We start from the raw sequence: 15325 nt of genomic DNA on the forward strand, positions 1-15325 counted from the left end.
AACTGTGAAGACTAACATGGGAATTACTCCATAAAAAGTTCGTTAAAGTCCAATGTGTTAGACTTTAATGTAAAATGCCTTATTTATATTTGATAACAATGAGACTAGGGAAAAAGTCACATATAATGATTCTAGTTTTAGCTGTACTCTCCCTATCTGTTTTTTCCATGTTCTTTCAAGTTCCAGTAGCGCAATCATCACCAGTAGTTACTGCCTATAAGGTAGTTGGAACTACAGATCTAGGAAATCCTGGTTCGGAATCATTTTGGTCGTCAATACCATGGACTAATATTTCACTCACGGCTAACATACCTAATGCACCTACTTCTGGACTAACTAAGTATTTGCTTGTTAAAGCTGCGTGGAATGGAAGCGATCTAATATTCCTCTTAAACTGGGAAGCTCCAAAACCTGCTTATAACGCTTGGAGCGCAGCAGCTGCTGGGATATATCCACCTGCTTCTGGACCAGGACTTTTTAGGTTAGTCGAACTAACACCTGGAGTTGTATATAAAGTTGTAGACAATTCGACCTTTTCTAGTTATGTCTCTATAGTTAACGGAAAGGAAGAACCAGGCAGAATAATATTCAATTATTCTGGAATATTACTACCTGCCCCCAACGATACACAAATTCACGTACTTAGCAACGGTACAATTATACTGTTCCACTCTTTAAGACCAATGGAAAAATTACTCTATGGTGATGGTATGTTCTACGGTTATTACGTTAATTCGACCTGGTATTATCCGGATCGTGCAGCTATAATGTGGTATTTAGGTTCGGGAGCTCCATCAACTATGACCATGGTAGGAATGCACATAGGAGGAAAATATGCTGGACAGGTTTTTGATGGGTTTAATTTCACTTATGCTGGAGGATCGCTAAAACTACCAGGAGGATCAGCAAACATATGGATGTGGGTTTCTGGAGCTACTTGGAACTCTTCTGAGGATCCAGCTTTCAAAGTTAATTTATGGCAAAATGAAAGCGATACTGGACTTTCATATACTGACTTACATAATCACGGATTTGCCGTACCTCTATTTACGAATAATACTAATATGTATGAAGTTGATACATCGGGTATATGGTATGCTCCTGTCAAATCCTCTGGTCTTAATGATTCGTTATTCTATATCTGGACTGGAGCAAAATATTCTAACGGTAGTTGGACAGTAGAATACGTATATCCATTAAATGTTCCAAGTAGCTATGAGCCATTCTTCGCCCATCCTAGTGAAGGAAACATATATTACATAGCGTTTGCGATATGGCAGGGACCATTAGGTGAATCATTATTCGATAAATCGATAGTACCTAATTGGCTAACATTTGAGATGGTTGATCATGGTTATGTACCTCCAACAACAACTTCCTTAGTATCTCATATTGTAATTCCTACAGCTGTTGTTACAGTAACTGTGGTGGGAGTTATAGTAGCTATACTAGCTATTGTGATAATTGCAGCAGTATATAGAAGGTGATTGAATGTTAAATTTTTTTGAAAAAAATGTAAAAACAATTATTTTTTGTTGGCAATAGGTACTATTATTAGGTTTATTTTTGGGCAAGGTTTGAGCAATAGTCTTTCTACTCCACTTAATAATCAATTAATGGTTGATCTAGCTCCATTAAGTACATTTGGATACACCCTTGAAATTGCTTCTTTAGCTTTGCTTAGTTTCTCGTTGTGGAGAAAGATGAAGTTATTTAGCCTTACTGTAGCTATTTTACTTTTCGCTACATTTGCCTCTATTCTACCTATTTACACCTCAATTGTGTTTCCACTGACGTTAGTCTTGATCTTTATGTCCTCAATAGTTATGTTCCAAGGATTATACGTAAGTGCTAAGAAAAGAATAACTAGTTCATTACTAGCTCCTATATACAGTTCAGTTATTTTACTTTACTTTGTTTCACTATCCCTTTTCCTTAACCTTAGCTTACCTATTATAAGCTACGTAATAGTTTATGGTATAATGGTATTTTCCTTCTTGGCCTATAGTATAACTTATACAGTTAAACCATCTCCTTCATTCAAGAGATACTTGATTTCTTACGTGGCGGGAGGTATTGCATTTGCCTCCATGATACCTTTTTACATATTAGTCTCTACAAATAGATTTATGGAAATTATAATGGAAAACGTTATACCTTACATGACAGGGTTTGTCCTATATAACCCCTATCTTTTACCATTAGCTATTATTTTTTCGGCTATTGCTCTTTTCTCGATCATCTCACTAGCTATTAAGGGAAACCCATATGCTGCTCTCGGTTTCTTCATGATAATAACTTCAGCATTTATGGCAACTGTAGGCTTTGGACTTCTTCTTCTGATAGTAAGTCCTGCCGTTGGTTCAGCATTAATAACATACAATGAGATCAAGGAAAAAAATGCGCAAATTCTGTTAGACCAAAGCGAAGAAGAGTAGAGAAAAGTCTAACATTTAAGGCTTTATTTTCTTTTTGCTAATATATTGCAAGTGAGATCAATGAATGACGATAATAATGAGGGAAAAAAGATACCTATTTTGAAGCCCTCTGATTTCTTCTTTCTGCAAAAACTACTCAGAACTATGAGAAGCCCTAAATCGAAGTTTGACTCAAGGGAGTTTGCCGAAAAAGGAGAAGATTATTTATTTAATTATGTAAAGAAGAACAACGTTGGACCAATAGATCAAGGCAGGAGGAACTTTCTTAAGGGTCTCGTAATTGGAGTTGCTGCAGTGACTGTAATAGGTATAATTCCGGGGATAAGAGAAATTGTTCCACCCACAGTTTCAATCTCTGGTTTTCCAAAGTCTCTAATCTTAGCCTCTGATGGTTCTCCATTAAAGGCTTCAAGTATTCCAGTAAATAACCCGCTAGTGATGATTTTCGAGTACCCTCTTAAAAGTGAGCCAAATTTCATTCTTAACCTAGGTGATTCAAGTGGAAAACCAATGGCTATACCTTCAGCGACAGTTACAATTCCTCAGACAGGTAAAACGTATACTTTTCCTGGTGGAGTTGGACCTAATAAGTCAATTGTTTCATATAGCGCTAGATGTCAACATTTAGGATGCGTTCCTCCATATATTCACTTTTATCCGCCAAGTTATATGACATCTGCTCAGCTTTCCGCACCATCTCCTGATACTTTAACAGCTGCAGCTCTGCTGGCAGCTAAAACATCAAAAGCCCCAGCTGTTATTCACTGCGACTGTCATGGAAGTACTTATGATCCTTATCACGGAGCTGCAGTGCTTACTGGACCCACAGAAAGACCGTTACCCACAGTATTACTCGAATGGGATAGTTCTTCCGATTACTTATATGCTACAGGAGATATTGGAGTTGCAACCTATCCTCTAGGATCAAATGGAATCCCTTCAAAGGATCCTAAAGAAGACTTAGACGAAAGCGAATTTGGAAGTCCAGTTGGAGATAAAACTGAAATATCTACTTTAACTGTTTTTGGTAAGTCTTCATAGAAGGTGATTTAGATGTTCTCTATTAGCAAGAAGATAAATGATTGGATTGAAGAACGATTAATGCTAGAAGACCTACCTTTTTTTAAAACTCCAGATTATATGTATAAAGTTAATTACTGGTTGGGTGCCCTCGTTGCAGGTTCATTTATGTATGCTGTAATCTCTGGGTTATTGCTTCTTCTCTATTACGAACCATCAGCTGGATACACCTCAACAATAAGTATAATTGACTCTATTCCATATGGATCTGTAGTTCTGTATAGTCATCTTTACGCAGCGTATGCTATGATTATCTTAGCATATACTCATATGTTCTATAATTATTTTCACGGGGCATATAAAAGGCCTCGAGAATTACTCTGGATAATTGGTGTTATTCTTCTAGTTCTTACTCTGAGCGCATCGTTCATGGGGTATAGCCTCATAGGTGACGTGTTAGCAGTAAGCGCAGTTGACGTTGGAGCAGGAATAGTAAGTGGTTTAGGATTAGGATTTCTCAATCCAATATTGTTTGGGGCTTATGATTCAGGAGATTTCACCAGAGTATTAGCGTTGCACATTATCCTAGTAGCTCTTATAGGGCTATTCTTCGTTCTTCACTTCTTCTTAGCGGAAAGCTATGGAATGATGCCCTCAAGAAAGGTAAAGCCGAAAGCTCCTGCTGTTTACACTAAAGAAGAATGGTCTAAGTTTAACGCATGGTGGCCAAGGAATTTTGTCTACATGTCATCTCTGATATTCCTGACCTGGGGATTTATTTTAGCAATACCAAACGCGTTAGCGTATTTAAGCGGATATCCAACTTATCTAAACCCATTCCTTAATCCTCATCCGGCCCCTTCACCTTCTAGTCCGGCTGCCATGTCTGTTACGGCTTATCCACCATGGTTCTTCCTCTTCCTATTCAAGATAGCTGATTTTACTAGTAGTTATCTTATAATGGTGCTCATAGGTGCGATAATACCTTTACTCTGGTTCATTCTAGTTCCATTTATTGATAGAAGCGCTGAACTTGATCCTATGAAAAGAAAGGTTGCTGTAGGAGTAGGTCTTGTATTTTTAACGTATTTTATACAGACTACTATATGGGGAGCGATAGCTCCAGCAGTGCCGGCTAAACTATCTCAGCTAGTATTAGTTTTCTTACCACCACCAATTCTTATTGGTCTTGGCTTAGCTTTCATAAAGCCGAGAGGAACAAGTCCAAAGTCAGGAACGTCTCCGATGATATCTGCAGCTATATTCAGTGCGTTAACTTTACTATTTATTGGAGCGTTCTCAATGTTCTCTCAATATCCTTCAGTGTTAACTGCAGGAGCAGTAATACCATTAGGGATACTGTTTGCACTTGCTGGAACTAAAAAAGTATTGAACGCAGATCAGCCTTCTAACTCTTTACCAAGTACCGTTACGTCTATTGATGTAAATAAGGTAAATACAAAAGTAAAGTTAGCAGAAATAATGATAGCAATTCTTCTCATAGTATCAATAGCGCTAGTAGCAGCTTTATGGACTATACCTCCAACAGGATTCCTCTCTAATTTGTTTGGAATTGACCTAGGAATAGTATTCATAATGCTAGGAGAGGCAATATCACTATATCACTATGTCGTATATGTTGCTGGAAAACAAAGTAGCACATCTTAAAGATCTTTAAATCTACCCTTTTTTCTTTATAATTGTTTTTCTTGAATTATTGAGGGCTGTATACATTATGCTCTTAAGATTTTTTTTGATAATTTTATTTTACATCTTAATTAGGAATGTTTATTATATATACACTATAAAATCTATATAGTTTTAAAAAAATATTATCATTTTTTAATTAATTTATTTTTTTCAAATTATTATCGTCTTTTACCTTTTATCGTTTAGGGAAAAAGCGCTTTTACATTATTTAGTATTTAGCGAGTAAAGCGAATGTACTTACTAAAAAGATCGTATATATATCTTATATACTACTATATACTATAACAATATCTCTATAGTAAGGTTTTTTAAATAAATCACCTAGTTATAATGAAGATAAATGAGTTTTAACGGGATAGAAGGAAACATAAATAGACCAGGAGAGATACCTTGGGAAATTGTGGTTGTTTATTTTGCGTTAGCATTATTATTTGTTTTTGCTGTAGGGAAAAAAAGTGGAGGTTTAAGAAAATTTTCAACTGTGGATTTAATTTACATAGGAATTGGCGCTGCCTTTGCGGTAGTATGGGAATTTTATATAGGTAGCTTTCTGGGCAGGTTCTTCCCAAGTACTCCTTTTATTAGCGTTAGTTTTTGGGGAAGGCTAATAATAGTGTTAGTTGTTGCGGCGTTAGTTAGAAAAGTTGGTGTAGGGATGCTTTCATTGCTCATTTTTAATGTTTTAGGCGATCTATTTCACTATGGATTTGGTGGAGAACCAATGTTTACTATATACGAAACCCTGACTTACGGTCTCTTTGTTGATTTAGTTATTGCTGCAACAGGAGGAAAGCTTTTTGGTATTGGTATAAAAGGAGGAAAGCTTTTTGGGTCGTTTAATCTCATGTCTAGGAAGGAAGCAGATGACGAAGATATACAAGGCAAGACTCCTTCTATAGTTTATTTGCTTGCTGCAGTTGAAGGTGCAGTAATAGGCCTTCTTTGGGCAATTCCAGATCCGATATTTTATAGAGCATTTTTCAGCCCTTTCACATATGGTGGTTATGTGGATTGGGGTAGGGTAATTTTTGATCTAATAGCTTATATTCCAGGAGATATAGTAATAGGAATTATAGCTGCCTTAATATCTATCAGGATAGCTAAAGCGGTGGGATCTTGAAGTTCCTCGATATAAGAGGACTTGAAGTTACCTATCTTGGAAAAACGAAACCTTCATTGAAGATAGATAACCTAATAATTGAGGAGGGAGAGTCAGTACTTATTGTTGGAAAATCTGGTTCTGGTAAATCGACCTTTATTAATACAATAAATGGAGTAATTCCAAATATGATCTCAGCTGAAGTAAAGGGCGAGATCTCAGTTTTTGGAAAGGATCCAAGAAGGACTCCTATATTTGACATGTCAAAAGAAGTGGGAACCTTACTTCAAGATCCTGAATCCCAGATATTTAATTATACCGTAGTGGATGAAGTTGCCTTCGGCTTGGAGAATTTAATGTTTCCAAAGGAAGAGATAATGGCAAAAGTCGAAGAATCGGCAAAAGTCGTTGGCATTTCTCATCTTTTAGATAGGGAAACAAATAACCTCTCTGGAGGAGAGATGCAGAGAACTGCTCTTGCTTCAGTGTTGGCAATGAATCCAAAAGCCTTAATTTTAGATGAACCTACTTCTAATATAGATCCTGAAGGAACAGCAGAAATCTTCGATCTACTTAGAAAATTTAGAGATAATAGAAAGAGTTTAGTGATTGTTGAGCATAAGCTAGAGAGAGTTCTTCCTTATATCGATAGAGTAATTTTAATTGATAATGGAAACATTGTCCTTGATATATTAAAGGATGAAATAATTGATAAATCTGAAGAGCTAAGCTTATTAGGAGTAGAAATCCCAGAATATTACTTTTACTTGAGAAAAACAAAATCTTCCTTCTCATCAAATCTTAAAGGTTTTGTTCATTCTTGTCCACCTAGATTTTCCGGAAATGTTTTAGTCTTAAGTGCTGACGTTAAGGTATGGACAAAGGATGGCAAAAATCTAGTTAATACCTCTCTTTCCTTAAATAAGGGCGAAATAGTTGCTCTTATGGGAAGAAATGGAGCAGGTAAGTCTACTCTATTAAAGGCGATAGTGGGCATTCTAGATAATAAGTTGAAATCTAATTTAAGCCTTAAAGTAGAAGATAAGGACCTATCTAAAGCGAAGCTTTGGGAAAGGGGTACCTATATAGGTTATCTTCCGCAAAATTTTGATGTTATGTTTGTTAAGAGAACTGTGGAGGACGAGATAGCTTTCGGAATGAAAGCTAGAAAGAACTACGATAAGGCTAAGCTTAAGCAGTTCCTGGAGATGTTTTCTCTACAAAAGGTAAAAAAAGAAGATCCTCTTCTCTTATCTATGGGGCAAAGAAGGAGAGTTGCTATGGCTTCCATTTTAGCTTCTGGGGCTAAGATCGTTTTTATGGATGAACCAACAAGTGGACAAGATTGGTATCATAGAGAAATTCTTGGGCGGGAAGTTCAAAAGTTGAGGGAAATTGGGATCACGTTCCTAATTGTGACTCATGATTCTAGATTTGTTGATAAGTTTTGCGATAAGGTTTTAGTGATGAAGGAGGGAAAAATAGTTTTAAGTGGGAAACCTGAGGAAATATTTGAAAAAGACGAAATAGAGAAAGGTTTTGGAATTTATCCACCCACAGAATATCAGGTGAAAAAATATGGTTCCTTGGAATTTCTTATATGAAAATCCTTTAAGTCAAAACATAATTAGTTGGGTAATCTTTTTCTATGGCGTTGCTTTACCTATATTGTTAATTCTTTGGATAATAGGTCTCAAAGGTTTTATGGAGATAACTAAGTACGAGAAGGGAAAAGGGTTTCTATACAAGATGAATCCGATAACTAAACTTATGTTAAGCGTAGTCTTAATGGGAGTAGCAGCTGTAACTGTATGGTGGATTGGTGCAATTTTGACCCTTGGTATTATTTTACTCTACCTTACTATGAATGATGGAGTAAGGAAGTTTCTTTATATTTCTTTGTTAACGTTTACTAGTATAATTGGCGGTATGTGGAGTGTAGCGCCTTTTACTCCGGAGGCTACATTGGAATTAGTGTTCCCAGATCCGGCTAAGTATACTACAATTTGGGTTTGGCCTTCCTATTTTCTTTTCATGGGTTATGAACCACAGTTGACGCTCCAGGCGTTAATTTACGGAATTCAAATATCCTTCAGAATTACTGCAGTTCTGTCTGCAGCCTTGCTTTTAGTACTTACGACTACTACTTCAGATATTTTCAGGATGTTCACTAAACTAAAGATCCCTCAGGCGATGACTTTTTCAGTTCTTGTAGGAGTTAGGACAGTACCTAGGATATTTAGCCTTTTAGATACTTCAGTAAAAATGCAATTTATGAGAGGACTTGGTTATGGTAAGTCTAGGATATTATACCCTGTGTATTATCTTTATGCAGGAATAGTGGCAATTGTACCAACTATAGTTTACCTATTTAGGGGAGCCAAGACTCTTGCTATCTCTGCTGATACAAGGGGATTCAGAGCATATCCAGGTAGAACTGAGATGAAGACATTGGGCTTCTGTAAATATGATTATGTAGCTTTTGGAGTTATGTTTCTACTAATAATATTAGCTGTATTAGCCAATGTGTATGGCTTTGGTAGGACAATTCCTTATGTGGGCTATTAAGATGAAGGAAAAAATAATAGCAATTTTTCTTTTATTTTTTCTCTTTTTAATACCTCACTTTTTTTCATCACCTGGAGAAAGTACACCTATAAAGCACGTGATCATAATAATCGAGGAAAATCATTCGTTCGATAATATGTTTGGGACGTATCCTTTTGGTTGGCCACCAATAGTTAATAATGTGACAAAATCAGTTATGGAACCTCAAGGGCTATATTCTAACGTCTCCCAGCTTATCTCATCAAAGGATGGTACACTTGGTTGGATATCAGTACCTGATATTCCATGGCTTCCAATAAGCTACTCTCATCCATATTATGCAGATGCTTATGATACTGTAGATCCTTATGAAGGATGGAACGCGTATCATGGTGACTACTGGTTTGACAAACCGGAGGGTTTTGTATATTATTCTGGCCCTCAATCAATGGCTTATTTTTCCTATCAACAGAACTGGATATTTTGGGACTATGCTGAGGAATACACTTTGGCCGATGATTACTTTGCTCCAGTTCTTGGATTAACTGAACCTAATAGGGTAACTTATATGACTGGAATACCTCCAAACTTTTACAGCGATGATGTATGTAACGCAATACCTTTTAATCAGACGATAATGTATCAACTGCAAATGCATAATGTTAGTTGGGATTACTTTACTTACAATCTTAATGGAATCCCATGGCCTATGGGAGTATTTATTGGTATAAAAAGTTACGTGAATCACTTACAAGGGCTCTCTTCATTTTACAACGATCTTAAGACTGGAAAGCTACCATCGGTAAGTTGGGTGATGTTCATTAATGGACAAACTGATAAATATGATATGCACCCCCCTTATAATGTAACTGAGGGTGAGGTTGCAATAAATAAAGTTATAAATGCAGTAATGGAAAGTAGGTATTGGAATTCCACAGCTATATTTATTACCTTTGATGAGGGAGGAGGATATTACGATCAAGTTATACCTCCATCAATAAACCATTATGGTCTAGGGCAAAGAATACCACTATTGATCATATCCCCTTATGCAAAAGAAGCGTATATAGATAATTATACGATTTCGGGATATACTTTGCTCGCATTTATTGACTATAATTGGCATTTACCATGGTTAACTAGTTGGGTAGGAAATAGTAATATTCAAGGTTTACTTAATGCGTTTAATTTTACTACATCACCTAGACCACCGCTCATACTAGTGTCCGGTAACTGGTCTTATCCGATCAAGTTACAATACCCTGTTCACTATGGATATATAGCTAAGGTTGAGGAAAGCGCTGGATATGCAGTTGTCTACTCTCAGCCAGCTCTTCAGTTTCTATTACCTATAGAGTTGCTTGGATTCGTTTTACTAATACTATCAACTAAGAAAAGAATACTTTTGCCAATTTCCTTAATCTTACTTTTATCTACGACTGCAATAGCTGGATATATTAATTCCTTCTATAATGTGTATAGTTTCGTTATTGAGTACTACCTCTACTCGTCTGTAATAGGGTTACTAGCTGGATTCGGACTTTTAGCTAAAAGGTTGAAAAAACGTGGATAGTTCCTTTATGGCATTTATCTTTTCCTTTTTCCCTTGCTCATTTGAAGGCTTCGAAATGTCTTTCTTTTCATATATAGCTTCTAAAGGAGATAAGAGAGCAGGTAATGTAGGAACATTAGTAGGAGTTATAGTTGTAATAGGAATGATATATCTGACTCTAACTTTTTTGCCTATTTTGGTTTCGGACACTACAGAATACTTCATAAAAATTACTTTAGGCAGTATATTATTAGCGATGGGAACGGCTTTTATTGTTATGGATTATCCTAGACCAAAAACAGCATTCCTAGTAGCTTTACTAGGTATTATCGCTGAAGGCGTTGAAGTAGATATTTTTACAGTTAGTTCTTGGGTTATGACAGGAGATGAAGATGTAGCATTATTAGGTGGAATAGTTGGGTTCACTTGGGTATTATTGATCTCAAGGCTAGTTTATTTTAAATTTTCTGAAAAAAATATGAAAAAAATTGCTACTATTTTACTTTACATTGTTGGCTTCATTGTATTAACAAGCGGTATAGTATAAAGAAATAACTGATAAGATTTTTAAAAAAAAATTATTTAAATTGAGTGTATAGAGGATATATTTGAGATAGAGGTATAGCTACTACCCAACCATAGCTGTTTGATAGATACATTGTCCCTCCAGAAATTACTGGATTTACTATGCCTAGCCTTCCTCCAATGTAATACATAGATAGTAGTTGTCCGTTATTTGGATTTATCACGTATATATTACTAGACGCGGCAACCCACAATAAGCCATGATAGAAGGTTGGGCTCCCTCTAGGGCCTCCAGGTAGAGTGGGGGGTAATCCTACATCAGGTATTTTAGTCTCCCAAATTAATTTTCCATTACTAGCGTCTATCTTAGCAACAATTCCTAATGATGGAGAACTATCGAATACGTAATTGCCATATACTAGAGGCATTCCTCCTTTAAATGCTGGTGGAATAGGTCCCCTACCTAGATTAGTTGCCCAAACGGGCTTTCCATTTGTAGCGTTTAAAGCAAAGGTAACTGTGTCAACCATTCCGGTGGACGGAGTGAAATTAGCTATATCGTTATCTATAACTAGTCCTAGAGACTGATCAACTGCAGGTGGGACATCGCCTAAACCAGTGTTGGCTCCAACATATGGAAAAGGCATAGTCGCATTCCAAACTTCATTTCCATTCATTCCGTTCACAGCAATCAAGTATCCATATGGAGGAGCTACATAGGTGAATCCAGCAATAAAAAGTGGAGTTCCATTAGGTAAAACGTAATAGTTAACGCTGGCCATATTCCCCATTAGACCTGGGAAGCGATCCATCCAAAGCATTTGACCAGTGGTTGCATTTAGCCCAACGAAGCATCCTCCTCCTGTGGTATATGCAAGTATTCCATCATAAATAGCTGGAGCAGGCATTGCTTCACCCATAGTAAATCTCATCCAAAGAAGCCTACCATCAGTAGCATTGAAAGCATAAACTGCACCGTTTCTAGCCCTTACTATATCATGATATTTTCCTAACTCGTAATGTACGAATTGAGAAAACGTGAAACATACTCCACCAACGCTGATATATACTATGCCTTTATAAACTACTGGATTATTCATGGCTTGCCCTGCCAGACCAGTTGCTGTCCATACGACATTTCCTGTCACTGGATTTATGGCAGTTACACTTCCAGGTAAACTGTCTTCTGTTGCAAATAGTAAGTTATCAGCTAACGTAACTCCTAGCGGTTCTCCTGCCATTTGTGTCTGCATAACTAAAGCGCCTTTAACTCCCATCTGCTGTGCCCAAGGTAACTGTGAAGGTGGAGTAGTCAAAGGTATTGAGACTCCTCCTACTACGTTATTAACTGGTAATTCCCAATTGACCCCTTGTAATAAGTAATTATTATCCGTTTTTACTACTGCATTATGTCCTTGATTGTAGTTTGTTACGCTCCATGTAGAGGGGAATCCCATCCCACTGCTGTAATTTGCTGGAAAGTATTTTACAATCAACCTATATGGAAAATATGTTCCATTATACATTGTATAAACGGATGTTATTTCCTGAGCAGGCTGAGATATGACATTACTTATAGCAGGAAAGCTATAAAATACAAGGAATATACTAAAAATTGAAACTAATATTAGAGGCAATAATATCTTTTTTACCTTCAAATTTTCACCAAATCATTAATCGAGGAAATTACTTATAAGATAACGGGATTTTAAAAGGATTAATATTAATATAATTCATAAAATTATTTTTTAGATAATCTTGATAGATGATTGATAACTTACTTAAAGCAAGTTTTTCATAAAACTTTTAAAGACAAACTTTTAAACATAAAAAAAGTCAAGATTGATAATGAAACGAGTAACGGTCTTTGCTACAGTAGTCATAATAATAATAGTTATCTTTATAGCGTATTTTCTCGTTATAAAACCTATAACAAGTAGGGCTGAGATTCCATATGGTAAGTTTGTTAAGGTTAGCAACAAGGATCTAGCACCTCCAGGAAAAATTATCGTAGTAGAACAGTCATGGATAGGTTGTCCAGTGGGTGCAGTCGCTTCCTGGGCATTATACGACGTTCTATCACATTATGGGAATTTGAGTTATTATGAACATTATTCAGATCCATATGATAAAGTAGCTTCTAACATACCAGGTTTAATTTTTACAGGATTTAAATCTAATGGAGTAGTAGAATATCAAGTTTCCTACCTTTATAATGAATATTTGAATGCAACTCCATCAGGAGTTCCAATCCCTCTAAGTAAATTAGTTCAAGTGGGAGAAGAGGAATTACAACAGGAACTTCCAGGAAACGTATCATCAGTAATTATAAAGTATGAGACTGAGGTACCAGTGATTGGATATAATAACGCCTCCGCATTTATTGTGCATCCAAATCATTTGAATTTTGCAATTTTAATATCTGGTCCTAATGGGACTTATATAGTCTCAACGCCTCTAATAAGCCCTAAAATTCTTGAAGGTTACTCTCCTTCATATGTTATGAGTCATCTTGATAATTTTCCTCAAATTATACAAGCTGCTAATTATATAAATCAAGTTATATTGATGGCAGCAGGCCCTTTAGCTTCAGAATGTGTGAGCTAAATCCTGGAATAAATATTTAACACGGGTTCGAGTTTTAAGAACACTTATTGCCATGTCCGTGAACCAATGGGCTTCACAACGTTCTGATCTCATCATAACGATCCATTAGCTAGGTAACCTCACGACAACCTTGAAAGTCTTGTCAAAGACCTCATGGATGTGGGGAAAACCAGCTCATCTTTAGGAATGTATTTACGCTATCGTTTATTTGTCTGCAATTTTTAACCCAATATATCTAACTATTTCACTTTTTTAGATTTTATATAAATTTATTATAGATTATCATTAGACATGTCAAACATGACTTAGTGTTGAAATGTGATGACAACATTACCTTTTAATCTCGTCCTATGGATACATCCCGCTTAGTAGGCTGGAGGACATCACGAGTTGTAGACTCTGACCTCCTCCCCGCCCTGAAGGGTTCCCCTCAGAGCGGTTCATAGGTTTTGGTCCATACGTTTCATCCTCATAGAATCATAGCTAGCTACTAGCCCCGATCCTCTCGTCCACGTATAGACCAGTGGGGTGGTCTTACCCCAACTTATCCCTATCCCTCTGGTGATCCCACCATCATTAGGACTCAGGATTATGGATATGTTAAACGCACCAACTAGGTCTGCGTTAAATACTTTGTTAGATGTTGTACACTTAAAGAGACCTCTGTGTATCCTCTCACCACAACCCTTACCGTGTATTGGGCAAGTAGTTGAAGTGTATGCCTCGTTAACAAACTTAACAGTTATTCCGTGTTCTTCAGCAACATCCCTCAACTTGTCCATAACTTGTTTATAAGACCAGACGTTAACAACTAGAAAGTTGCCCTTTTTCTGACTTATGTTCTTTGGATAACCAACCTTAATTAATGAGACACCTTTGTTATACAAGAATTCAACAACTTTCCTTACGGTAGCGTCTATTATAGTAGTTAACTCCCTTTTCCACTTAATGTACAACCTCCTTACCTTATTTGAGAACAGTTGATTATACAAGGATAATAACTTCTGTTTCATACTTATCAATTTTCTGTAGTAGTACGAGATTGATTTTAACACCCTAGTCTTGATTAACATCTGTGTACCGTCAGAGATGTAGACAGCTAACAAGTTGTTTATCCCTATATCTATCCCACCTACTAAATTACCTTTTAGTGTTAGCGGTACTTTCACCCATTCATCATTCTTTCTGTCAAGTTTTTTACTTGCCTTTAAAGTAATGTGGGCATACCACTTTCCTAATACGTCATTATATATTATTTCCAACCTCCCTTGTTCCCCTCTATAGTATATTTCTCCCTTGTATTTTATCTTCAAGTCCTTGAATTGTCCCAAATGGCGTAGTTCAATCTCCTGTTTCTCTTTATCTATCTTGTATTGGTCTTTCCTCAACACTATTATCAACTTCCTCTTCTTCTTGTCTTTCCAATAACCAGGTGGGTTTATCTTGTTGATGAATGGTAGTAGTTTTTCCTCTTTCTTTGCTCTTAACAAGGAGAAGAATGATCTCCACGCCTCATTGTTCTTGTTTAAAACTTGTTGTGCTGTTATTGTACCTACCTTTTCCTTGTACTCATTATACCACTTGTTATAGGTACCCTTGATATCAACACCACGTTCACCGTTAAAGAACTGTCTTCTCCTTTCATAGTTTACTTGGTTCCACAGTTTTGAACATAGGTCACCTAGTTCTTTTAACTCCTCCTCTTGTTCTTTTGTTGGTATAAGTTCTACAGTTATGGTGCGTTTGAGGACTGGTATGGCAGGCATAGGGACTGATCCCTTACTACTCTTCTTAGGTTTACCCACCGTACCGTCCTCATTAGGAGTT

12 protein-coding genes are annotated in these 15325 nt (G+C 36.6%); 10 read left to right on the forward strand and 2 right to left on the reverse strand.

What is annotated here, in order from left to right; genetic code table 11:
* Positions 1–98 precede the first annotated feature (98 nt).
* From cbsA to CM19_RS10700, 9 genes are all read left to right on the forward strand, one after another.
* A complete protein-coding gene (gene cbsA, locus CM19_RS10660) occupies positions 99–1487 on the forward strand; it encodes a cytochrome b558/566 subunit A (protein WP_048100506.1) in 1389 nt (462 codons plus the stop codon).
* Between the two features lie 45 nt (positions 1488–1532).
* A complete protein-coding gene (locus tag CM19_RS10665) occupies positions 1533–2438 on the forward strand; it encodes a hypothetical protein (protein WP_150111432.1) in 906 nt (301 codons plus the stop codon).
* 60 nt (positions 2439–2498) lie between these two features.
* Positions 2499–3479 carry a Rieske 2Fe-2S domain-containing protein gene (locus CM19_RS10670; protein WP_048100507.1) on the forward strand — a complete coding sequence of 327 codons (981 nt, stop codon included), beginning with the start codon at positions 2499–2501 and terminating at the stop codon, positions 3477–3479.
* A 21-nt stretch (positions 3480–3500) separates the two neighbouring features.
* Positions 3501–5126, forward strand: a complete 1626-nt coding sequence (gene soxC, locus CM19_RS10675) for a proton pump complex cytochrome B SoxC (protein WP_048100508.1) — start codon at positions 3501–3503, stop codon at positions 5124–5126.
* A 382-nt stretch (positions 5127–5508) separates the two neighbouring features.
* Positions 5509–6288: a hypothetical protein gene (locus CM19_RS10680; RefSeq protein ID WP_048100423.1), complete on the forward strand. Its 780-nt coding sequence runs from the start codon at positions 5509–5511 to the stop codon at positions 6286–6288.
* Positions 6285–7871 carry an ABC transporter ATP-binding protein gene (locus tag CM19_RS10685; protein WP_048100424.1) on the forward strand — a complete coding sequence of 529 codons (1587 nt, stop codon included), beginning with the start codon at positions 6285–6287 and terminating at the stop codon, positions 7869–7871. Before CM19_RS10680 ends, CM19_RS10685 begins: the two co-directional genes overlap by 4 nt.
* Positions 7846–8835 (forward strand): energy-coupling factor transporter transmembrane component T family protein, encoded by a 990-nt coding sequence (locus tag CM19_RS10690; RefSeq protein WP_048100425.1) that lies wholly within the window; start codon positions 7846–7848, stop codon positions 8833–8835. The genes CM19_RS10685 and CM19_RS10690 overlap by 26 nt, the downstream gene beginning before the upstream one ends.
* A gap of 1 nt (position 8836) precedes the next feature.
* Entirely contained in the window at positions 8837–10387 is a 1551-nt protein-coding gene (locus CM19_RS10695) for an alkaline phosphatase family protein (protein ID WP_048100509.1), read from the forward strand.
* Positions 10380–10913, forward strand: coding sequence for a hypothetical protein (locus CM19_RS10700; RefSeq protein ID WP_235185672.1), 534 nt, complete (start codon positions 10380–10382; stop codon positions 10911–10913). Before CM19_RS10695 ends, CM19_RS10700 begins: the two co-directional genes overlap by 8 nt.
* Positions 10914–10944: 31 nt before the next feature.
* On the opposite strand, the gene CM19_RS10705 is transcribed toward CM19_RS10700, so the two are convergent.
* Positions 10945–12549, reverse strand: coding sequence for an outer membrane protein assembly factor BamB family protein (locus CM19_RS10705; RefSeq protein WP_048100426.1), 1605 nt, complete (start codon positions 12547–12549; stop codon positions 10945–10947).
* Between the two features lie 190 nt (positions 12550–12739).
* On the opposite strand from CM19_RS10705, the gene CM19_RS10710 reads away from it, so the two are divergent.
* On the forward strand, positions 12740–13498 hold the full coding sequence (locus CM19_RS10710; RefSeq protein ID WP_048100427.1) for a DUF929 domain-containing protein: 759 nt from the start codon (positions 12740–12742) through the stop codon (positions 13496–13498).
* Positions 13499–13938: 440 nt separating this feature from the next.
* Here CM19_RS10710 and CM19_RS10715 read toward each other — a convergent pair whose 3' ends face one another.
* Positions 13939–15303, reverse strand: coding sequence for an RNA-guided endonuclease InsQ/TnpB family protein (locus CM19_RS10715; RefSeq protein WP_052349540.1), 1365 nt, complete (start codon positions 15301–15303; stop codon positions 13939–13941).
* Positions 15304–15325 lie beyond the last annotated feature (22 nt).

The sequence above is a fragment of the Candidatus Acidianus copahuensis genome, assembly GCF_000632495.1.
GTDB classification, from domain to species: domain Archaea; phylum Thermoproteota; class Thermoprotei_A; order Sulfolobales; family Sulfolobaceae; genus Acidianus; species Acidianus copahuensis.